Origin of the sequence: Streptomonospora sp. PA3, assembly GCF_009728995.1 — a bacterium.
In the GTDB taxonomy this organism is placed as follows: Bacteria; Actinomycetota; Actinomycetes; order Streptosporangiales; family Streptosporangiaceae; genus Streptomonospora.
Genome location: NZ_VTZW01000022.1, coordinates 69,070 through 89,641, shown reverse-complemented (window position 1 = coordinate 89,641; position 20,572 = coordinate 69,070). Strand labels below are relative to the sequence as shown.

21 protein-coding genes are annotated in these 20,572 nt (G+C 72.8%); 9 read left to right on the top strand and 12 right to left on the bottom strand.

Features of this window, described 5'->3' with window-relative positions:
* Positions 1–964: IS481 family transposase (locus FZ103_RS23680; protein ID WP_186356774.1), on the bottom strand; the 964-nt coding region annotated here is incomplete at its 3' end.
* A gap of 184 nt (positions 965–1,148) precedes the next feature.
* Between FZ103_RS23680 and FZ103_RS23675 the strand changes: the two genes are divergently transcribed.
* Positions 1,149–2,054, top strand: a complete 906-nt coding sequence (locus tag FZ103_RS23675) for a transposase (RefSeq protein ID WP_186356773.1) — start codon at positions 1,149–1,151, stop codon at positions 2,052–2,054.
* Positions 2,055–2,081: 27 nt separating this feature from the next.
* Here FZ103_RS23675 and FZ103_RS23670 read toward each other — a convergent pair whose 3' ends face one another.
* A complete protein-coding gene (locus FZ103_RS23670) occupies positions 2,082–4,472 on the bottom strand; it encodes a DEAD/DEAH box helicase (protein WP_343233678.1) in 2,391 nt (796 codons plus the stop codon).
* Positions 4,473–4,772: 300 nt separating this feature from the next.
* Between FZ103_RS23670 and FZ103_RS23665 the strand changes: the two genes are divergently transcribed.
* Together FZ103_RS23665 and FZ103_RS23660 are read left to right on the top strand one after the other, a co-directional pair.
* Positions 4,773–5,120 carry an STAS domain-containing protein gene (locus FZ103_RS23665; RefSeq protein ID WP_040272705.1) on the top strand — a complete coding sequence of 116 codons (348 nt, stop codon included), beginning with the start codon at positions 4,773–4,775 and terminating at the stop codon, positions 5,118–5,120.
* A 19-nt stretch (positions 5,121–5,139) separates the two neighbouring features.
* The gene (locus tag FZ103_RS23660) at positions 5,140–5,688 is read left to right on the top strand and encodes an ATP-binding protein (protein ID WP_156004353.1); all 549 of its coding nucleotides are present in this window, start codon (positions 5,140–5,142) and stop codon (positions 5,686–5,688) included.
* Positions 5,689–5,826: 138 nt separating this feature from the next.
* On the opposite strand, the gene FZ103_RS23655 is transcribed toward FZ103_RS23660, so the two are convergent.
* From FZ103_RS23655 to nth, 3 genes are all read right to left on the bottom strand, one after another.
* Complete coding sequence (locus FZ103_RS23655; protein WP_156004351.1) at positions 5,827–7,017, bottom strand: MarP family serine protease; 1,191 nt, start codon at positions 7,015–7,017, stop codon at positions 5,827–5,829.
* An 18-nt stretch (positions 7,018–7,035) separates the two neighbouring features.
* Positions 7,036–7,722 carry a CoA pyrophosphatase gene (locus FZ103_RS23650; RefSeq protein ID WP_156004390.1) on the bottom strand — a complete coding sequence of 229 codons (687 nt, stop codon included), beginning with the start codon at positions 7,720–7,722 and terminating at the stop codon, positions 7,036–7,038.
* Between the two features lie 156 nt (positions 7,723–7,878).
* Positions 7,879–8,607, bottom strand: coding sequence for an endonuclease III (nth, locus tag FZ103_RS23645; RefSeq protein WP_186356782.1), 729 nt, complete (start codon positions 8,605–8,607; stop codon positions 7,879–7,881).
* 319 nt (positions 8,608–8,926) lie between these two features.
* Between nth and FZ103_RS23640 the strand changes: the two genes are divergently transcribed.
* Positions 8,927–9,610, top strand: a complete 684-nt coding sequence (locus FZ103_RS23640; protein ID WP_186356772.1) for a Crp/Fnr family transcriptional regulator — start codon at positions 8,927–8,929, stop codon at positions 9,608–9,610.
* Positions 9,611–9,743: 133 nt separating this feature from the next.
* On the opposite strand, the gene FZ103_RS23635 is transcribed toward FZ103_RS23640, so the two are convergent.
* Genes FZ103_RS23635 through FZ103_RS23620 form a run of 4 tightly spaced genes read right to left on the bottom strand, consistent with a single transcriptional unit; the run spans position 9,744 to position 12,107 of the window.
* Positions 9,744–10,550, bottom strand: a complete 807-nt coding sequence (locus FZ103_RS23635) for an MBL fold metallo-hydrolase (RefSeq protein ID WP_156004349.1) — start codon at positions 10,548–10,550, stop codon at positions 9,744–9,746.
* Positions 10,551–10,608: 58 nt separating this feature from the next.
* Complete coding sequence (locus tag FZ103_RS23630) at positions 10,609–11,412, bottom strand: NUDIX domain-containing protein (protein WP_156004347.1); 804 nt, start codon at positions 11,410–11,412, stop codon at positions 10,609–10,611.
* Between the two features lie 60 nt (positions 11,413–11,472).
* A complete protein-coding gene (locus FZ103_RS23625; RefSeq protein WP_156004345.1) occupies positions 11,473–11,934 on the bottom strand; it encodes a RidA family protein in 462 nt (153 codons plus the stop codon).
* Entirely contained in the window at positions 11,934–12,107 is a 174-nt protein-coding gene (locus FZ103_RS23620; protein ID WP_156004343.1) for a DUF4177 domain-containing protein, read from the bottom strand. Before FZ103_RS23620 ends, FZ103_RS23625 begins: the two co-directional genes overlap by 1 nt.
* 119 nt (positions 12,108–12,226) lie before the next feature.
* Between FZ103_RS23620 and FZ103_RS23615 the strand changes: the two genes are divergently transcribed.
* Positions 12,227–13,243 (top strand): ArsA-related P-loop ATPase, encoded by a 1,017-nt coding sequence (locus FZ103_RS23615; RefSeq protein ID WP_186356771.1) that lies wholly within the window; start codon positions 12,227–12,229, stop codon positions 13,241–13,243.
* Positions 13,240–14,400: an ArsA family ATPase gene (locus FZ103_RS23610; RefSeq protein ID WP_156004341.1), complete on the top strand. Its 1,161-nt coding sequence runs from the start codon at positions 13,240–13,242 to the stop codon at positions 14,398–14,400. The genes FZ103_RS23615 and FZ103_RS23610 overlap by 4 nt, the downstream gene beginning before the upstream one ends.
* A 122-nt stretch (positions 14,401–14,522) precedes the next feature.
* Here FZ103_RS23610 and FZ103_RS23605 read toward each other — a convergent pair whose 3' ends face one another.
* Positions 14,523–14,849 (bottom strand): WhiB family transcriptional regulator, encoded by a 327-nt coding sequence (locus FZ103_RS23605; RefSeq protein WP_156004384.1) that lies wholly within the window; start codon positions 14,847–14,849, stop codon positions 14,523–14,525.
* A 461-nt stretch (positions 14,850–15,310) separates the two neighbouring features.
* Here FZ103_RS23605 and FZ103_RS23600 point away from each other — a divergent pair, with 461 nt between their 5' ends.
* On the top strand, positions 15,311–17,716 hold the full coding sequence (locus tag FZ103_RS23600; RefSeq protein ID WP_156004382.1) for a penicillin-binding protein: 2,406 nt from the start codon (positions 15,311–15,313) through the stop codon (positions 17,714–17,716).
* Positions 17,717–17,816: 100 nt separating this feature from the next.
* Here FZ103_RS23600 and FZ103_RS23595 read toward each other — a convergent pair whose 3' ends face one another.
* Positions 17,817–18,272 carry a GatB/YqeY domain-containing protein gene (locus FZ103_RS23595; protein WP_156004339.1) on the bottom strand — a complete coding sequence of 152 codons (456 nt, stop codon included), beginning with the start codon at positions 18,270–18,272 and terminating at the stop codon, positions 17,817–17,819.
* A 125-nt stretch (positions 18,273–18,397) separates the two neighbouring features.
* On the opposite strand from FZ103_RS23595, the gene FZ103_RS23590 reads away from it, so the two are divergent.
* Positions 18,398–19,315 carry a metallophosphoesterase gene (locus tag FZ103_RS23590; protein WP_186356770.1) on the top strand — a complete coding sequence of 306 codons (918 nt, stop codon included), beginning with the start codon at positions 18,398–18,400 and terminating at the stop codon, positions 19,313–19,315.
* Positions 19,316–19,424: 109 nt separating this feature from the next.
* A complete protein-coding gene (locus FZ103_RS23585; protein ID WP_156004337.1) occupies positions 19,425–20,156 on the top strand; it encodes a helix-turn-helix domain-containing protein in 732 nt (243 codons plus the stop codon).
* Here FZ103_RS23585 and FZ103_RS23580 read toward each other — a convergent pair.
* Positions 20,096–20,485 (bottom strand): VOC family protein, encoded by a 390-nt coding sequence (locus FZ103_RS23580; RefSeq protein ID WP_156004335.1) that lies wholly within the window; start codon positions 20,483–20,485, stop codon positions 20,096–20,098. The genes FZ103_RS23585 and FZ103_RS23580 overlap by 61 nt on opposite strands.
* Positions 20,486–20,572 lie beyond the last annotated feature (87 nt).

The window sequence follows — 20,572 nt, the reverse complement described above, 5'->3', positions numbered from 1 at the left end:
AGGTGTGATGTCCCGGGAGGTTGGTAACGCGGCTGGCGGGAGTGCGGCCGCCGATCCCGGTGTGGGGCCGATGATAGTTGTACCAGTCGAGCCAGTCGCCGAATGCGGCCTGGCGCTGGGCTTCGCAGGTGTAGGGCCGCTGGTAGGCCCATTCTTCGAGCAGGGTCAGGTGGAAGCGTTCGACCTTGCCGTTGGTCTGGGGCCGCCAGGGCCGGGTCCAGCGCGGGCCAATGCCCAGCTGTCGGCACGTGGTGCGCCAGGTGGTCTTGGTGTAGGCCCAGGCGTTGTCGGTCAGGACCCGCCGGGCGGTGACGCCGCGCCGGGCGAACCACGCCACGGCGCGGCGGAGGAACCCGGCGCAGCTGGGGGCGGTCTCGTCGGTCAGGATCTCGGTGTAGGCCAGGCGGGAGTGGTCGTCCGGGGCGGTGTGTAGGAACAGGTACCCCCGGCCGCGGCCGTCGGTGTCTTTGTTGCTGCGGCCGGCGGCCCGGCCCAGTACCTTGTGGCCGCCGCCGTCGGGGATGCGGCCGAGTTTCTTGACGTCGATGTGGACCAGGTCGCCGGGGCGGGCGCGTTCGTAGCGGCGCACCGGCTCGCCGGTGGCCCGGTCGCAGGCCGCCAGCGGCGCCATGCCGCGGCGCGTGAGGATGCGGTGGCAGGTGGCGGGCCCGATACCGGTGCGCGCGGCCAGCCGCAGTGGCCCCAGGCGGTGCTCGCGGCGCAGGTCGAGCACCTGCTGTTCGGTTGCCGCGGGGGTGCGGGCCGGGCTGTGGTGGGGGCGGCTGGGGCGGTCGCCCATGCCGGCCTCGCCCTCGTCGCGGTAGCGGCGTGCCCATCTGTGGGCGGTCCTGGGTGAGACGCCGAAGCGTTCGGCCGCCTCGCGGCGGCTGTAGCCGTCCTCGACGACGCACCGGGCCAGGCGGAGTCTGCCGGTAGGGGTCAGTGGCGCGTTACGGTGGCACACGAGGGCCTCCTGAGCATCGGTGCAGACTTGTCATCCACACCGGGATCAGAAGGCCCTCTTCTTGTTCAACCGCTGTCGGGGGCGTGTCGGCTGTTACCAACGTGCCGGGACATCACACCTAGATCGTTGATGGGAGTTTTGCGGAACTCCTGCGGGCACGACGAAGGGCGCCCATGCTCAAGCTGTGAACACGAACCTGGACGCCCTTCTGATCGCACTCTATGTCCATCTGGACGACCACGTCCTGCCCTCGGGCAGGAAACCGGGAAAACGCGGCCCCGCCCGGCTGCTCACCGACGCCGAACTCGTCTGCGTCGCCATCGCCCAAGTCCTGCTGCGCTGCGACTCCGAGCGCCACTGGATGCGTACCGCACCCGCCCGGATCGGCCACCTCTTCCCCCGCCTGCCCGGCCAATCCGAATACAACCGCCATCTACGCGATCTGGCCCCGGCCCTGCTCACCGCGGCGACATGGCTGGCCCGGCAGATCCCGACCTGGCAGGAGCCGCTGCGGCTGATGGACGGCACCCCCGTGCGCTGCGGCGCCTCCCGCGTCACGGTCAACCGCTCCGGGCTGGGCGAGATCGCCGGCTACGGCATGGACAAGTCCCACCACGCCTTCTACTGGGGCGCCAAACTCATGCTCGTCACCACCGCCGAGGGGGCGGTCTGCGCCTTCAGCCTGGCCCACCCCAAGGAACTGGACGAACGCAAGCAGGCCCTGCACCTGCTGCACGTCCACCAGGCCGCGCCCGGCCCGGGCCCGATCGTGTGCGACAAGGGCTTCGCCGGCGCCGGCATCGAGTCCGCCGTGGCCGCGACGGGACATACCATCGTGCGCCCCGCCCTGGAGTCCGAGAAGCAGCGCGGACACGGCCCCCGGCACTTCCCGGGCCGGCTGCGCCAGCGCATCGAGGCCGTCATCTGGACGTTGAAGAACCAGCTCGGACTGGAGCGCCACGCCGCCCGCACCGCCGAAGGGCTCTGGGCGCGCACCTGCCAGCGCATCTGCGCGCTCAACGCCGCGATCTGGCACAACTGGCTGACCGCCGCCCCCGTCAAGCGGTCACTGATCGCCTACGACCACTGACCAGGCCACCAAACTCCCATCAACGATCTAGCACGCGCCCCCGGCGAGGACGGCGTCGATGAGGCGCAGGGCGCCCGGCTTGCTGAGCGGGTCGTTGCCGCTGCCGCATTTGGGCGACTGGATGCACGAGGGGCAGCCGTCGGCGCATTCGCAGTCGGCGATGGCCTGGCGGGTGGCCGTGAGCCAGTCGCGGGCCGCCGCGTAGCCGCGTTCGGCGAACCCGGCACCGCCTTCGTGGCCGTCGTAGACGAACACCGTCAAGCAGCCGGTGTCGGCGTGCAGCGCGGTCGAGACGCCGCCGATGTCCCAGCGATCGCAGGTGGCGAACAGCGGGAGCAGGCCGATCGCCGCGTGTTCGGCGGCGTGGGCGGCTCCGCGGACGTCGACGTCGGCCTTGCGCAGCCGGTCGGCCGCCTCCGGCGAGAGGGTCCACCACACGGCGCGCGAGTTCAGCCGGCGCTCGGGCAGGTCGAGGGTCTGTTCGCCGAGGACCGCGCCGGTGCGCACGTCGCGCTTCAGGTAGGACACCACCTGCCGGGTCACTCCGACCTCGCCGAAACTCACGGCCGCCTCGGGGCCCCACTCCTCGGTGCGCAGCGTGCGGCGGACCTCGATCTCAGTGGTGTCGCGCGCCCACGTGCTGTACTCCGGGGCCTCGGGGTGCACCAGGGCCACCGACTCCTCCAGGTCCAGCTCCTCGACGACGTAGGTGAGCCCCTGGTGCAGGTAGACCGCGCCGTCGTGGACGGTGCCGTGGGCCGCGGCCTCGTCGACGGTACCGAGCAGCTGACCGCTGGCGGAGTCGACGATCTGCACCGGCGGGCCGCCCGAGCCGCGCAGGTCGGCCAGGTCGCAGGCGCGGTCGCGCCGGGTCCAGAACCAGCCGCGCGGGCGGCGCCGCAGCAGTCCGCGCCGGACGAGGTCGTCGAGCACGCCGGCGGCTGCGGGCCCGAACAGCTCCAGCTCGTCCGGGGTCAGCGGGATCTCGGAGGCGGCCGCGCACAGGTGCGGGCCCAGCACGTAGGGGTTGTCCGGATCGAGGACCGTGGCCTCGACCGGCCGGCCGAAGACGGCCTCGGGGTGGTGCACCAGGTAGGTGTCCAGCGGGTCGTCGCGGGCGATGAAGGCGGCCAGCGCGTCCTGGCCGGAGCGGCCCGCCCGCCCGGCCTGCTGCCACAGCGACGCCAGGGTCCCCGGCCATCCGGTCACGAGCACCGCGTCAAGGCCGGTGATGTCGACGCCCAGCTCCAGCGCGTTGGTGGTGGCCAGGCCAAGCAGCTCGCCGCTGCGCAGCGCGTCCTCCAGCCCTCGCCGGTCGTCGGCGAGGTAGCCCGCGCGGTAGGCGGCGACCCGCTCGGAAAGCCTGCGCGGCGGGGGATCCGAGCGGTCGCCGCCGTCCTCGTCCGGCGGTGCGCCGCCCGGCGCGGCGTGTTCTCCGGCCGCGTCGGCGGCGGTCGCGGCCGCCGCGGGGTCCGTGGCCTCGGGGCGACCGCCGGAGAGCCGGCGCCGGCGGGAGTCGGCTCGGGCCTCCCGCTCGCGCAGGATGCGCTGCGCGGTGAGGGCGACGACCTCCGCGGCCTGCCGCGACCGGACGAAGGCGAGGGTGCGCACGCCTTCCTCGGCGAGGTCGGCGAGGACGTGCGCGGCCTCGGTCGGTGCAGTGCGCCGCAGCGGGGCGCCGTTCTCGCCCCGCTGCTCGGTGAGCTCGGGCTCGATCAGCGCGAAGTCCAGCGCCGGGCGCGGCGAGGCGTCCTCGGTGACCGCCCGCACCGGCGCCCCGATCAGCCGGGAGGCGCTCTCCTCGGGCGTTCCCGCGGTCGCCGAGGCGAGGATGAAAACCGGGGCGCTGCGGTAACGGGCGCAGATCCGGCGCAGCCGCCGCACGATCTGGGCGACATGGGACCCGAACACGCCGCGGTAGCGGTGCGCCTCGTCGATGACGACGTAGCGCAGCCGCCGCAGGAAGGACGACCAGGCGGCGTGGTTGCCCAGCACCGCGTAGTGCAGCATGTCGGGGTTGGTCAGCACGTAGTCGGCGTGCGCGCGGATCCACGCGCGCTCCTCGCCGGGAGTGTCGCCGTCATAGGTGGCCGCGCGCAGGTCGGCAAGGCCGAGATCGGCCAGCGCGCGCCGCTGGTCGGCCGCCAGCGCCTTGGTCGGGGAGACGTAAAGCACCGTGCCGCCCTGTTCGACGGCCTCGACGCTGGGCAGCAGATAGGCCAGTGATTTCCCCGAAGCGGTGCCCGTGGCTATGATCACATTGCTACCGGAGCGCGCGAGATCCGCGGCGGCCGCCTGGTGGGACCACGGAGCCGTGATCCCCTGCTCAGCGAGCCGCTCACGTACCGAGGACGGTGTCCAGTCTGGCCAGTGTTCACTTACCCCGTGGTCACGCGGCAGGTGCTGCACATGTGTCACCTGCGGATTCGGGGTATGGTCACGCCACAGCCGGCGAAGCGCGGATTCCCCTCGCACATCGTCCCCGCGTGCGCGGGGAGCGGATCCGGACACCCCGACCCCTCCTCGGCAGGCAGCACATGCGATGACACTGGTCGACCCCTGTTTCAGTGTGACATCCGCGGGAAGGGATCCGCGCTGTCGTGGTTTCTTGTGCATAACAGGCAGATGCGAAGGGCAAGCGTGGTTGAATGCCGCACTGTGGGGTAACGCCCGGCAGAGATCACTCGCGGCTTTTCGCGGTTCGGCGCTGGAGGACTAGTGGACTTGAAGCTTGATCACCACACACAGGACGACACCGAGATCGTCGTCGTCGAGGGTGAGATCGATGTCTATACCGCTCCCCGGCTGCGTGAGCTGTTGATCGACCTCGTCAACAAGGGCAACTTCCACCTCGTGGTCAACATGGAGAAGGTGGAGTTCCTGGACTCGACGGGGCTCGGCGTGCTCGTGGGCGGCCTGAAGCGGGTGCGTGCCCACGACGGCACGCTCGACCTCGTCTGCACCCAGGAGCGCATCCTGAAGATCTTCCGGATCACCGGCCTGACCAAGGTCTTCGGCATCTACGACTCCGTCCAGGAAGCCATCGACAAACGCAAGTCGAAGTAGCTGCGTTTCGAGCGATCCCATGGCACTCGTCCAGCTCACGATCAGCGCGCTGCCCGCCCATGTGCGCACGGCCCGGCTCATGGCCACGGCCGTGGCCCGGCGGGCGGGCATCGCCGAGTCCGCCCTCGACGAGATCCGGCTGGCGGTCGGCGAGGCGTGCTCCCGCGCCGTCGAGGCGCACCGTGTCCACTGCCCCAGCCGCCCGATCCAGCTCGATCTGATAGACAGCGCCGGCTCCCGTGCGCCTGAGGGACCTCCCGGCAGACGCCCCAGGCCGGCTTCGCAGAACGGCCGCAACGCCCAGCGCTTCGAGGTCGTGGTGTTCGATCGCGCCCCCGCCAAGGAGCCGGCCGAGGCGTTCGACGACCAGCCGGGCCTCGGCGTCGACGTCGAGGACGACTCCCCGGCCACCGAGATCGCGGGTCTGTCGCCTGACGTCGGCCTCGCCGTGATCGTCGGCCTCGCCGACGAGGTCAGCATCGAGCCGCACGAGGACGGCACCGTCGTCCGCATGAGCTGGCCCCTGGGCAAGACCGATCCCGAGACCGGATCCCAGCTCGTCGGCTGAGGCCTGCGTTCGATCGCGCCCGCCCCCGCTGACATGCTCAGCCGGGCGGGCGCCCTCCCGCAGCGCCCCCGCGGGCCGCGGCCCGCGGGGCGGCGGCGCTTCCGCCGGCGCCCGGCACCGCCCTCCTGGTCCGACCTCTCAGTCGCACTCCTGCGTGGAGACCGGCCCGCTCGCGGTCGCACCCTGCTCGGCGTTGGCCGCGACCTCTTGAGCGGTGAGCACGTAACCGGTCTCCTCCTCGTTGGTGGCCGCCGCGAACACGACACCGTAGACCTCGCCCTCGGGCGAGAGCAGCGGACCGCCGGAGTTGCCCGGCCGCACCTCGGCCCGGATCTGGTAGATCTCCCGGCTGACCTGCTGGGAGTGGTAGAAGTCGGGGCCCTGGGCGGTCTGCTCGGCGCGGATGCGGGCGGCCACCGCGGTGAAGCCGTTGTTGCGGGGGAACCCCGCCACGACCGCGTCGTCGCCCTTGTCGGCGTCGGTCTCGAACTCAAGCGGCTCCAACTCCAGTCCGTCCACGTCGAGGACGGCGATGTCCTGCTGGGGGTCGTAGAGCACGACCGTCGCCGACAGCTGCTGGCCGGAGCGGGTCACGACGCGCAGGTCCTGGGTGACGCCGGCCACCACGTGGGCGTTGGTCATGATGCGCCCGTCGGCGTAGACGAAGCCGGTGCCTTCGACGCGCCGCTGGCAGCTGGGGGCGGTGCCCAGGACCTTCACGACGCTCTGGCTGGCGTCGCGCAGTTCAGGGGTGTCGAGGACGTCGGGGTCGGGGGGCTGCACCTCGGCCGGCTCGCCGGTGCCCAGGCCGCTGAATACCTGCGGGAAGTCGCTCTGGTCGACGATCCGGCGGAAGGTGGAGAACCACGTGTGGGCGACCTCGGGCATGGCCCTGTCGACCGCGTGGAGGACCCGCGATTGCTGGACCTGGTTGTTGAGGACGGGGATCGCGGAGTTGGCGACGGCGCTGCCCACCAGCCAGGCCACCAGCAGCACCGACACGGCGCTCACCACGGCGCCGCCCATCGCGTCCACGACGCGGGCGGAATCCCAGGTGACGCGGTTGCGCACCACGGCGCCCAGGTAGGACGCGCCGAACTGGCCCAGCGCCGCGCACAGGAACACCACCGCCACCGCCAGCAGCGCCTGCCGCCCGGGTTCGGTCACCAGCTCCTGGATGAGGGACGGCGCTCCCAGAGCGGCCAGCACGCCGCCGCCGATGAACCCGGCGAAGCTCATGATCCCGACGATGAAGCCCTGCCGGTACCCCGATGCCGCGAACAGCAGCACCAGGACCACCAGCACCGCATCCAGGACGATGCCGTCCATCACCACCCCGCGCTCGTCTCAGCTTCCGCAGCGGTCGCGCGCCTGCCGCGGCGCGCGCCGCCCTTCGTCGTCGGGCCGGGCGCCGGGCAGGGGGACGGGCTCGGCGTCCTCGCCGTCCAGCCACGGCCGCTCCCAGCCTCCCAGAACCAGCAGCCGGTTCAGGATCGCCGCGGTGAACCCCCAGACCAGCATGCCCCGGACCCGGAACGCGGGACCGGTCGAGCCGTTGGGATGGCGCACCCGCACCCGGTTGTCCGGATCGGCGAGCTCGCTGACGGGCACCCGGACCACGCCGGCGACTTCGCCGGAGTCGGCCGCATGCACGGCGGAGGGCTCCCGCCACCAGGCGAGCACCGGCACCACCCGGAACTCGCTGTGGCGGATGAACAGCTCGGGCAGCCGGCCCAGGAGCTCGATCCCCTCCGGGTCGACGCCCGTCTCCTCGACGGCTTCGCGCACGGCGCAGTCCTCGGGCCCCTCGTCGTGGGGCTCGAAGGATCCGCCGGGGAAGGCCGGCTGCCCGGAGTGGCGCCGCAGTCCCTTGTTGCGCTGGATCAGCAGCACGTCGGGGCCGTGCTCGCCCTCGCCGAACAGGATGAGTACCGCGGACCTGCGGCCGCCCGACTCGGGAGGCCGCATCGCCGCGGGAACGGCCATGCGCGCGCCCGCGCGGGCGAGGGAGGCCAGCCATTCGGGCGTGGTCATGCGGGAGGCGTCGCGTTGCGGCGGTCCGCCGTCGCGGTGTGCCTGCGGACCGGCGGGCTCCGGGCCGCCTGGGCGCCGGTCGCCGCTGCGCTCGTCTGCGGTCATGGTGTGCCCGTCCCCTCCCCGGCCGTGCTTGCTCCGCCTGGTCCGAACCGCCTAGGAGAAGGGGCCATTCCGCACCAGTGCCGCGGCATCGGCCTCGTCGGTGGGCCCTTCGCCGAACGACGGGCACCAGTGGGCCAGCGGGCAGGCGCCGCAGGCGGGGCGCCGCGAGTGGCAGATGCGGCGGCCGTGCCAGATGAGCCGGTGCGAGAGCAGGGTCCAGTCCTTGGGCGGGAACAGCTCGCCGACCGCGTGCTCGACCTTGACCGGATCGGTCTCCGCGGTCCAGCCGAAGCGGCGCACCAGCCGGCCGAAGTGGGTGTCCACAGTCAGCCCCGGCACCCCGAAGGCGTTGCCCAGCACCACGTTGGCGGTCTTGCGCCCCACGCCGGGCAGCTTCACCAGCGCGTCCAGGTCGCCGGGGACCTCGCCGCCGTGCTCCTCGCACAGCTTGCGGCCCAGGCCGATGATGCTGTTGGCCTTGGAGCGGTAGAAGCCGGTGGAGCGGATCAGGCCCTCCAGCTCCTCCCGGTCGGCGGCGGCGTAATCGGCCGCCGCAGGGTAGCGGGCGAAAAGCCCGGGGGTCACCTGGTTGACACGCTTGTCGGTGCATTGCGCCGACAGGATCGTCGCCACCAGGAGCTCCAGAGGCGAGGTGAAATCAAGCTCACAGTGCGCATCGGGATACAACCGGGCTAGTTCCCGGTTTATCCGTCGGGCGCGTCTCACCAGAGCGAGACGCGACTCACCCGTGGGCGTCCGCGCCGCGCCGGCGTTCGGCACGGTCGGGGGCGGGGTGGTCTGAGCAGGTGTGGCAGGTTCTCCGAGCACGCCCCAAAGACTACGTACCCGCGGCGCCGTCCGGGTCCGGACGGCCGCGGCGGTATCCCTGCCCGACTCGCCGGCGCCCGATGTCGGCAATGTCGGGAGTTCGGCGGGCCGGGCCCCTCGGGAACGGGATTGCAACTAGGATCGAAAGCGCTGACGTCGGCCGTGGCGGTTGGCAGGTCACCCGGACGACAAGCCGAGGCGACGAACTGGTTTCCCACCGGCGTGCGATATACGTCACACTGTTGACGGTCAGGCTTGCAAGGAGGAAGTGGTGGACGAGACCAACGAGGTGCTGCGCAAGGCCCCTCTTTTCGAGGCGCTCGACGAGGAGGGTTTCGCCGCGCTGCGCGCCTCGGTGAGCGAGGTCAGGCTCGGCCGCGGCCAGACGCTCTTCTCCGAGGGGGACGAGGGCGACCGCCTCTACGTGATCCTCAGCGGCAAGGTCAAGCTGACCCGCGCCGCTGTCGACGGCCGCGAGAACCTGCTGAGCGTACTCGGCCCCAGCGAGATGTTCGGCGAGCTGTCGCTGTTCGACCCGCGCCCGCGCACGGCCAGCGCCGTCGCCGTCACCGACGCGGTCCTGGCCGGCCTGGGCCACGACGACCTGCGCCCCTTCATCGCCCAGCAGCCCCAGGTCAGCCTGCAGCTGCTCAAGGCTCTCGCGGGTCGGCTGCGCCGCACCAACGACGTCATGAGCGACCTCGTCTTCACCGACGTCCCCGGGCGGGTGGCCGGGCAGCTGCTCGACCTCGCCGACCGCTTCGGCAAGGAGGGCGAGGACGGCCTGCACGTGCACCACGACCTCACCCAGGAAGAGCTCGCCCAGCTGGTCGGCGCCTCGCGCGAGACCGTCAACAAGGCGCTGGCGGAGTTCGCCCTGCGCGGCTGGCTGCGGATCGAGGCCAAGGCCGTCGTGCTGCTCGACGTCGAGCGGATGCGCCGGCGCGCGCGCTGACGCGCGGGCACGACCGCGCGGCCGCGATCGGCGCCGCGCCACGACCACCGGGCCCGGCCGCGTGCCGGGCCCGTCGGCTGTGCGGCCCCTGCCGCGCGGCGCGGGCCGACTCGGGCGGCGGCGCCAGGCGCGTTCAGGCCTCGCCGAGTTCGGCCGGGATGTCGCCGCGCTTGGCCAGGTAGCGCAGCTGCGCGCGCACCGAGGACCGAGCCGCGGGCACGACACCCTCCTCGATGCCGGCGTAGACGCGGGCCACGATCTCCTCGGCCGTGCGATCGCCCGCCTCGACGGCCGCGGTGATCTGGGCCAGCCGCGCCTCGCGGTGGCCGATGTACTCGGCGAGCTTGTCGCGCGGCTCGGTGCAGATGGGCCCGTGCCCGGGCAGCAGGGCCCGCACGCCGGCGGACTCCGTCAGCTCGCGCAGCCGGTGCAGCGAGTCCATGTAGGCCGCGAGGCCGTCGTCGGCGATCATCGTCGTTCCGGCGCCGAGCACGGTGTCGCCGGTGAGCACGACGTCGTCGGCGGGCAGGTGCAGGCAGAGGGAGTCGGCGGTGTGGCCGGGCGTGGCGAGCACCCGCAGCTGCAGCCCGTCGACCTCGACGGTGTCGCCGTCGGAGAGCCCGTCGCCGCCGATGCGCAGCTCCGGCTCGACGGCGCGCACCGGCGCCCCGGTGAGCTCGCTGAAATAGCGGGCGCCGTCGCTGTGGTCGGGGTGGTGGTGGGTCAGCAGCGTGACGGCGACCTGCGCGCCCTGCTCCTGCACGGTGCGGGCCACCCGCTCCAGGTGGCGCTCATCGTGCGGGCCGGGGTCGACCACGATGACGCCCCGCGCCCCCGGCTCGCGCAGCACCCAGGTGTTGGTGCCGTCCAGCGTCATGGGTCCGGGGTTGGGGCACAGGACGCAGTTGGCGCGCAGTGTTCCGGAACCGTCGATCCTCATCGCACCTCAGTCTCTCTTGCCGGGCGCCGGCGTAGTGGGGGGCGGGCTCGCCCGTGGCTCAGCGCGGGGGATAGGGCACCCCCTCGGGCACGACGAAGCGCGTCCGGCCGCCGACCAGACGCGCCTCCGGCTCGATGGGGGCGATCTCGCGCCGGGCAGCCAGAACCGCATCCAGCGACCCGCATTCAGCCAGCTCGGCGCAGGTGGTGACGGTCGGCGGCAGCATCTCCAGCTCTCCGCGCCGCCAGGCCGCCACGGCGTCTCGGGGGCGCATCCAGGCGACGCGGTCGGCTTCGCCGCCGACGTCGCGGGTCTGCTGGCCCTCGGGCAGAGCCGCGGCGAAGAAGCGCGTGTCGAACCGCCGCCGCTCGCCGCGCGGGGTGATCCAGCGCGACCAGGCGCGCAGCAGGTCGCTGCGCAGCACCAGGCCGCGCCTGCGCAGCAATTCGGTAAACGACAGGGAGTGGTCGACCAGCGCCTTGCGGTCGGCCTCCCAGTCGGGGCCGCGGGTGTCGGCGACCACGCCGCCCGCGGGCGGGCCGGCCAGCAGCACCCCCGACTCCTCGAAGGTCTCGCGGACCGCGGCGCAGACCAGCGCCCGCGCCAGCGGTTCGTCGGTTTGCAGGCGGTCCGCCCACTCGGCCGGCGGCGGGCCCGCCCACCCGATGGCGTCGTCGGTGTCGCGCTCGTCCACCCCGCCGCCGGGAAAGACGTGCATGCCGGGGGCGAAGTTCATGGAGGCCGTCCGCCGCAGCAGGTAGACCTCCAGCCCGCCGCCCCCGGCCTCGTGCAGCAGCATCACCGTGGCGGCCGGGCGCGGCTCGGTGTCCCGGGTTCCGCCGCGGGGGTGCTCCCGTGTCATGGCAGGGCGTCCTCCCGTAGGTCGTGGCGAACGAGCGCCACCGCGTTGGGTGCCGGCGCCTCAGCCGGCCTCGACGATCATCTCCACCTCGACGGGGACGTCCAGCGGCAGCGCCGCGACGCCCACGGCGCTGCGGGCGTGCGTGCCGGCCTCGCCGAATACCTCGCCGAGCAGCTCGCTGGCCCCGTTGACCACCTGCGGCTGCCCGGTGAAGGACGGCTCGCTGGCCACGAACCCGACCACCTTGACCACCCGGCGCACCCGCGAGAGCTCGCCCACCTCGGCCTTGACCGCCGCGATCGCGTTCAGCGCGCACACCGCGGCCAGCTCGTTGGCCCGCTCGGGGGTGACCTCGGCGCCGACCTTGCCGGTGCCGGCGGGCTTGCCGCCGACGATCGGAACCTGGCCCGACACGTAGACGTAGTCGCCCGTCCGCACCGCCGGCTGGTAGGCCGCCACCGGCGGAACCACCTCGGGCAGGGTCAGCCCGAGCCCGGCCAGCCTCTCCTCGGGAGTGGCCATCACTCCTTCTCCCGCTTCATGTAGGCCACCATCTGCTGGTTGCGCGGGTCGCCGTCGACCGACGGGCCGGGGATGACCGAGACGAGCTCCCAGCCGTCCTCTCCCCAGTTGTCCAGGATCTGCTTCGTCGCGTGCGACAGCAGCGGCACTGTCGCGTACTCCCACTTCGTCATAGCCGTCACCCTACTCACCGGACACCGCCGCGCAGGCGCGCGCCCGTCGATCCCCGCGGCGCGCCGCGGGCCGGGTGCGCAGCCACCGGGGCCGCGGCCGGGAACATAAACTCCGAGGAGTGAGTGCACGCGATCGCGACCGGGACGCCGTCCGGCTCCACGTCGTCACCGGCAAGGGGGGCACCGGCAAGACGACCGTGGCCGCATCCCTCGCGCTGGCCCTGGCCTCCGGCGGGCGGACCGTGCTGCTGGTGGAGGTCGAGGGGCGCCAGGGCGTCGCCCGGCTCTTCGGCACCGGCCCCCTGCCCTACGAGGAGCGCGAGATCGCCGCGCCTTTCGAGGGCGGGCGGGTGCGCGCCCTGGCAGCCGACGCCGAGTCGGCGCTGCTGGAGTACCTGGAGATGTTCTACGGGATGCGCCGGGCAGGGCAGGTGCTCACCCGCTTCGGCGCGGTGGACTTCGCGACCACCATCGCTCCGGGCATGCGCGACGTCCTGCTGACGGGCAAGGCGACCGAGGCGGTGCGGCGCCGCACGGGCGAGCGGCGGCGCAGCCGCGACTCCGACACAGGGCGCCACGTCTACGACGCGGTGGTGATGGACGCGCCGCCCACCGGCCGGATCGCGCAGTTCCTCAACGTCAACGCCGAGGTGGCGGGGCTGGCGCGGGTCGGCCCCATCCGCCACCACGCCGACAAGGTCATGGCCACCATCCGCTCGGCCCAGACGGCCGTGCACTTCGTGACCGTGCTGGAGGAGATGCCGGCCCAGGAGACCCTCGACGGGATCGGGGAGATCCGCGCGGCCGGGCTGAACGTCGGCTCGATCGTCGTCAACATGGTGCGGCCGCCGTTCTTTCCCGATCCGGTGCTGGGTTCCGTCGCCGAGGGCCGTTTCGACACCGACGCGCTCGTGCGCGGACTGAAGGCCGCGGGCTTCGAGGACGCCGAGGAGACGGCGCGCGGGCTGGCCCGGGAGGTGGGCGAGCACGCCCTGCGGGTGGCGGGCGAGTCCGCGATCCGCGCGCGCCTGGACGTCCTCGACCTGCCCCGGCTCCAACTTCCGCTGCTGAGCGGGGGCGTGGGCCCCGACGCGCTGCACGTGCTGGCCGGCCGCCTCCGGGAGCAGGGCGTATGAGCGCCGAGTCGGCACAGGGCCGCGGGCGGGCGGCGGCGCGCTTCGACGTGGACGGCCTGCTGGCCGACCGCGGTACGCGCATCGTCGTCTGCTGCGGCGCCGGCGGGGTCGGCAAGACCACGACGGCCGCGGCGATGGGCGTGCGCGCGGCCGAGGCCGGCCGCGACGCCGTGGTCATCACCGTCGATCCGGCCCGCCGCCTCGCCCAGTCGATGGGGCTGCGGGAGCTGGACAACACGCCGCGCCCGGTGGAGCTGCCCGAGACCGGCCGAGGGGCGGTGCCGGGCAGTCTGCACGCGATGATGCTGGACATGAAGCGCACGTTCGACGAGATCGTCGAGGCCCACGCCGATCCGGAGCGCGCGCGACAGATCCTGGCCAACCCGTTCTATCAGTCGCTGTCCTCCAGCTTCTCCGGCACGCAGGAGTACATGGCCATGGAGAAGCTGGGCCAACTGCGCGAGTCCGGCGACTGGGACCTGATCATCGTCGACACTCCGCCGAGCCGCTCGGCTCTGGACTTCCTGGACGCCCCCGAGCGGTTGGGCCGGTTCCTCGACAGCAGACTCATCCGCATCCTGGGCGCGCCGCCCGCCACGGGGGCGTTCCGGGTGCTGGGCGCCGGTGTGGGCATGGTGACCGGCGTCATCGCCAAGATCGTGGGCGCCCAGGTGCTCAAGGACGTGCAGAGCTTCGTGGCGGCCTTCGACGCGGTCTTCGGCGGGTTCCAGGAGCGCGCCGAGCGCACCTACCGCCTGCTGCAGGAGCGCGGCACGGGGTTCGTGGTCGTGGCCGCGCCCGAGGACGACGCGCTGCGGGAGGCGGAGTTCTTCATCGAGCGGCTGCGCGACGACCGCATGCCGCTGGCCGGAATCGTGCTGAACCGGGTGCACCGCACCGCCGTGCCCGACCTGCCGGAGCAGGCCGCGACCGCCGCGGCGGCGGAGCTGGACCGGCTCGGCGACCACGCTCTGGCCGCGGCGGCCCTGCGCCTGCACGCCGAACAGGCGCGGGTGCAGGACCGCGAGCAGTGGCTGATGGACCGCCTGGCCGCGGCGCATCCCGAGGTTCCGGCCGCGGAGGTGCCGGCCCGCCCCGAGGACGTGCACGACCTGGTCGGGCTCGCCGAGATCGGCCGTGCGCTTGGAGAAGGCTGAGATCCGCCGCATCCCCGGGGGTTAGCGACCCCGGTGCGCGGGCAGCGGAACGGTACCGCCGTGCGGTTGCGCCGTACGCGCCGCACGGCGGTATCCCGTGCGCATCGCCGCCCGGCCGGCCCCTACCGGGCCGCCACGCGGGAACCGCCCTGGTCGGCGGGGCCGCGCGAGGTCTGGCGGCGGTACTCGCGGCGGGCGTTCTCCAGCAGCTCCGCCCACGAGGTGACGTCGGGCCGCCGACGCAGCAGGGCCCGGCGCTCGCGTTCGGTCATCCCTCCCCAGACCCCGAACTCGATCCGGTTGTCCAGCGCATCGGCCAGGCACTCGGTGCGCACGGGACAGCCCCGGCAGATGAGCTTCGCCCGGTTCTGCGCGGCTCCCTGAACGAAGAGCGCGTCGGGGTCGGTCTCGCGGCACAGGCCGTAGGCGGCCCAGCCCGGCATCCACATGTGTCCCACTCCCATAGTCAGCATGCGTGCTGGTCCTCGTCCCGGTCACAGGAGGCGGCGGGCGCGGTCGCCGGCTCCCGAGGCGACGGGGGCAAAGGGCGCGCGAGGGTCCGCGGCGCCCGCGGACCGAAGCAGGGGCAGCCCGGTCGCGGAGCGCATCGGCATCGGAGCCCTGCGTGTCCTCGCTAGTGCTGCGGACGAACCTACGGTTCGCGCCGGGGCTGCACCAGAACCCATCAGGCTCATATCGGATCTAGTCCAGGTGGGCCATTGCGTTCGGCGGCCTTCATCGGATCGGTCACGGCGGGGCCTGGGGACCGCCGGTTTCGAGTGCTCGACATTGCCACCACAATGGAGAACGACCACGATGCCGCCCGTGCGCCATACGTCCGAAACACCGGACCTTTGCGGCGCCGCCCATCGCGGTTCACACGTACTCTTAGGGGGTGGGTCAGGGGACAATGCTGCAGAAAATCGGTCAACTGGTCGGTGTCGGCGTGGTCGCCGGTGTTCTTGTTGCGGCGCTCGCGCTGCCCGCCGTCGGCGGCCTGGGGATCACCGCGCGCAACGTCGCCACCGGGTTCTTGAACATGCCCAGCGAGCTGGAGACCCCGCCTCCCCCTGAGCGGTCGGTCATCTACGACCGCGATGGCGAGGTCATCGCCGAGATCTACGACCAGAACCGCGAAGTGGTCGCGCTGGACAAGATGGCGCCGGTCATGCGCGATGCGATCATCGCCATCGAGGACTCCTCGTTCTACGAGCACGGCGGCATCGACATCGCCGGCACCTTCCGCGCCGCGATCCGCACGATCAGCGGCAACGTCGAGGGCGGCTCCTCCATCACCCAGCAGTACGTGAAGAACGTCCTCGTCGAGAGCGCCGACAGCCAGGCCGAGCAGGAGGAGGCGCGCGAGACCACGCTCGGCCGCAAGGTGCGCGAGCTGCGCTACGCGATCGCCCTCGAACAGCGGATGTCCAAGGACGAGATCCTCGAGGGCTACCTGAACATCGCCTACTTCGGCGACGGCGCCTACGGTGCCGAGTCCGCCGCGCAGCACTTCTTCGGCGTGAGCGCCGACGAGCTGACCCTGCCCCAGGCGGCCACGCTGGCGGGCACGGTGCGCTACCCCTACCTGTACAACCCCCGCCTCAACCCCGACGCCGCCCAGCACCGCCGCGACGTGGTGCTGGACCGCATGGCCGAGACCGGCAAGATCACCAAGGCCGAGGCCGAGGAGGCCAAGGCGACCGAGCTCGGCTTGGACGTGAGCAGCCCGAGCAACGGGTGCATGCCCAGCAAGCAGCCGTTCTTCTGCGACTTCGTGGTCCAGGAGATCGAGCAGAACCCCCGCTACGGCGAGACCGAGACCGAGCGCGCCCGCTGGCTGCGCACCGCGGGGCTGCAGATCCACACCACGCTGGACATCGACATGCAGAACGCCGCGCAGAAGGCGGTCGACGAGTGGGTGCCGCGCAAGAACAAGTCGCGCAAGGTGGGCGCCGAGGTGCTGCTGGAGCCGGGAACCGGTGAGATCCGGGCGATGGCCCAAAGCCGCAACTACGGTCCTGACGAGACCAAACTCGGCATGACCTCGATCAACTTCACCGCCGACGCCCACCACGGCGGCAGCACCGGCTTCCAGGCCGGGTCGACGTTCAAGCCCTTCACCCTGGCGGCGGCGCTGAAGCAGGGCAAGGAGTTCAGCACCTCCTACAGCACCGGCAACACCACGACCATCACCGGCCAGCGCAACTGCCAGGGCGAGCGGCTGGCCCCCTGGACCGTCAGCAACGCCGGCGACACCAAGGGCAGCAGCACCAACAACATGGTCAGCGGCACCAAGGGCTCGGTGAACACCTACTTCGCGAGCCTGCAGGCCGATGTGGGGCTGTGCAACGTCATCGAGATGGCCGAAACCCTCGGCGTCCACCGCGCCGACGGCACCTCCTTCGACAACGAGCGCACCCAGGCCAACAACTCCTTCACCCTGGGCAGCGAGGAGGTCTCCCCGCTGACCATGGCCACGGCCTACGCCACCTTCGCCTCGCGCGGCGTCTACTGCGAGCCGCAGGCGATCGACAAGATCGTGGACGAGCACGCCGGCAAGACCATCGACGTCAAGCGCAACTGCGAGCGGGTCATCAGCAAGGACGTCGCCGACGGGGTCAGTTACCTGCTCCAGCAGACGTTCAAGGGCGGCACCACCACCGGACTGGAGATCGGGCGGCCCGCGGCGGCCAAGACCGGCACCACCGACGGTTCGGCGAGCGCCTGGTTCGCCGGCTACACGCCCAACCTCGTCGGCACGGTGTTCGTCGGCGACCCGCGCGGCCCGCAGAACTACCCGCTGCGCAACGTCACCCTCGGCGGCAGGTACTACTCCGTCGTCTACGGCGCCACGATCCCCGGCCCCATCTGGCAGCAGACCATGACGGAGGCCACCGACGAACTGTCCGCGAAGGACTTCCCGTCCCCGCCGTCGAAGTTCGGCAGCACCTCGGGGCCGCCGCCGCAGAACGACGACGAGGAGCAGAACGCCGACGCGGCCGCCAACACCGGCGAGGACGGCGTGCCCGACGTGCTGGGGATGACGGCCGACGAGGCGGTCCGCCGGCTTGAGGCGGCCGGGTTCCAGCCCAACGTCTCCTCCACGCAGGTGCGGTCGGAGCACCCGGCCGACACGGTCGGGGCGGTCAACCCCGAACCGGGGACCGGGCTGCCCGAGGGCGCCACCGTCAACGTGTTCCTCAGCAACGGCGGCGGAGGCGGCGCCGGCGGCGGAGACGACGGAGGCGACCCCTTCGGCGACTGGGGCCCGCCCGGCTGGGGCGGGGACGAACCTGGCCGCGGCCGGGACGACTAGGCACCGGCGCGCAAGGGGCGGCGGGCGAGGAATCGCCCGCCGCCCCTCGGCGTGCGGGGACGGGACGGGCTGGCCTTTCCGCGGGCCTTCGGGGCGCGGCCTACGCGGTGAGCTGGCGCTTGACCTCGGCGGCGATGCGGCCGCCCTCGGCGCGGCCGGCCACGCGCGGAGTCACCTGCCTCATCACCTGGCCCATGGCCTTGGGGCCCTCGGCCCCGGTCTCGGCGATCACGGCCGCCACGAGGTCGCGCAGCTCGTCGTCGCCGAGTTGGGCGGGCAGGTAGTCGGCGAGCACGTCGCCTTCGGCCCGCTCCGCGGCGGCCTGATCGGTGCGGCCGCCCTCCTCGAAGGCCGCGGCCGCCTCGCGGCGCTTCTTGGCCTCGCGCGTGATGACCCTGACGACGTCCTCGTCGCCGAGCTCGCGGGCCGCCTGCCCGGAGACCTCCTCGGTGGAGATGGCGGTCAGCACGCTGCGCAGGGTACGGGTGCGGACGTCGTCGCGCGCCTTCATCGCGGCGGTGAGGTCGGCTTGGAGGCGGTCCTTGAGTTCGGCCATGGCAGTGATCATACGGCCGGGGCCGAAGCGGCGGCGAGCGCGTTCCCGGCGCGGGCGCGGGCGCGCACGCGCGCGCATCCGGTCCCGATCTCTGACACCATCGGAAGTCGGGAGGTGCGGTGACGGTGACGACATTGCGGAGGACCCTGCGGACGGCCGGTCGTGCGGCCGCGATCACGGGGGCCGCAGGGCTGGCGGGAATCGCCTACGCCTCGGTGATCGAGCGCAACTGGTTCCGGCTGCGCCACTACCGGATCCCGCTGCTGGACCCGGGCAGTCCGCGGCTGCGGGTGCTGCACATCTCCGACACCCACCTCACTCCGGGGCGGCGCATGCTGCTGGAGTGGCTGCGCGGCCTGGAGGCCTACGACCCCGACTTCGTGGTCAACACCGGCGACTCCATCGCCCACCCCGATGCGATCGAGCCGTTCGTCTCGGCCCTGGGCCCGCTGCTGGACCGCCCGGGCGCGTTCGTGTTCGGGTCCAACGACCTCTACTCGCCGCAGATCAAGAACCCCGCCCGCTACCTGTGGCGCAGCAGCCGCGAGGACTACTCCAAGCGCAAGGTGCCCGACCTGCCCTGGCGCGAACTGGGCGCGGCCATGTCCGCGCGCGGCTGGCTGGATCTGAACAACCGCAAGGGCGAAGTCAAGGCCGACGGACGCGACATCGCGCTGGCGGGGGTCCACGACTCCCACATCGGCCTGGACCGCTACGAGACCGTCGCCGGCGCCGCCGACGCGGAGGCCGACCTGCGCGTGGGCGTCCTGCACTCGCCCGAGCCGGCCAACCTCAACCACTTCGCCGCCGACGGCTACCAGCTGCTGCTGGCCGGCCACACCCACGGCGGCCAGCTGTGCCTGCCGTTCTACGGCACCGTGGTCACCAACTGCGGCATCGACCGCCGCCGAGCCTGGGGCCTGCACCGCTACGCCGGCACCTGGCTGCACGTCTCGGGCGGATTGGGCACGTCCCCCACGGCTCCCGCCCGCTTCTGCTGCCGCCCGGAGGCGTCCCTGCTCGACCTGGAGGCCCGGGACTAGGGCTGCGCCGGGCCGCCGCTGCGCGGCCCCTCCGCACCTCCGCGGTACCGGCTCCCGCCACGGCGAGGGCCGCCGGCCTGCGACGTCGCGCCGGGAGGAGAATGGGGTCATGTACCGGGAGCGGGATTCGGCGGCGGGCGGTGTGGTGTGGACCGGCACCGCCGATGCCGCCCAGACGCACCGGGTGGTACCGGACGGGTGCATGGACCTGCTCTGGGACGGCGCCCGCGTGCTCGTGGCGGGGCCCGACACCGCGGCCCACTTCGCCGAGTGGGGACCGGAGCGCGCGTTCGTGGGGCTGCGGCTGCGTCCGGGCCTGGGTCCCGCGGTCCTGGGCGTGGCGGCAAACGAGGTGCGCGACCGGCGCGTGGCGCTGGAGGACGTGTGGCCGGCGGGCGAGGTCCGGCGGCTCGCCGAGCAGGCGGCCCTGGCCGCGGACCCGGGAGCCCCGCTGGAGCGTGCGGCGCTGAGGCGGCTGGAACGCGGCGCCGATCCGGTGATGGCGGCGGCGGCCGCACTGCTTGACGCGGGCGCGTCGGTGGACCGCGTCGCCCGCGAGACTGGGCTGGGACCGCGCCGGCTGCACCGCAGGAGCCTGGTCGCGTTCGGCTACGGGCCCAAGCTGCTGGGCCGGATTCTGCGGTTCCACCGGGCGCTGGCGGCCGCCCGGGCGGGCACGCCCTTCGCCGCGGTGGCCGCCGCGAACGGCTACGCCGACCAGGCCCACCTCGCCCGCGAGGTCAGGGAACTGGCCGGCGCGCCGTTGAGCGTGCTGGCCCCTCACTCCAGCGGCGCGAAGAGGTCCACCCAGTTGCCGTCGGGGTCGAGGATCACGGCGTAGCGCTGGCCCCAGACGGCGTTCCAGGGCTCGCGGTGCCCGGTATAGCCGACCGCGGTCAGCTCGGCGTAGAGGCGGTCGACCCCCTCGGCGCTGCCGCAGTCGAACGCCAGGGCGACCCCGCCTCCGGGCGCGCGCTGCCAGTCGGGGGCGAACGACTTCACGGTCTCCTCGGTGTCCCACATGATCCGCAGTCCGCCGGGAAGCTTCGCCTCGACGTGCGGCAGGCCGTCGGATCCGTCCGGGATGTCGACTCCGATGCGGCGGTAGAACTCCAGCGACGCGCCCATGTCGGCGGCCACGATCCCTACCGCGCTGAATGCTGCTGTCATGCCGTCGACGCTAGACGAGGCTGCCGTCGCCGTCTTGAAGGTTTCGGACACCGCGCCGGGCGTGCCGCGCGGGATGCGCCCTTTGGC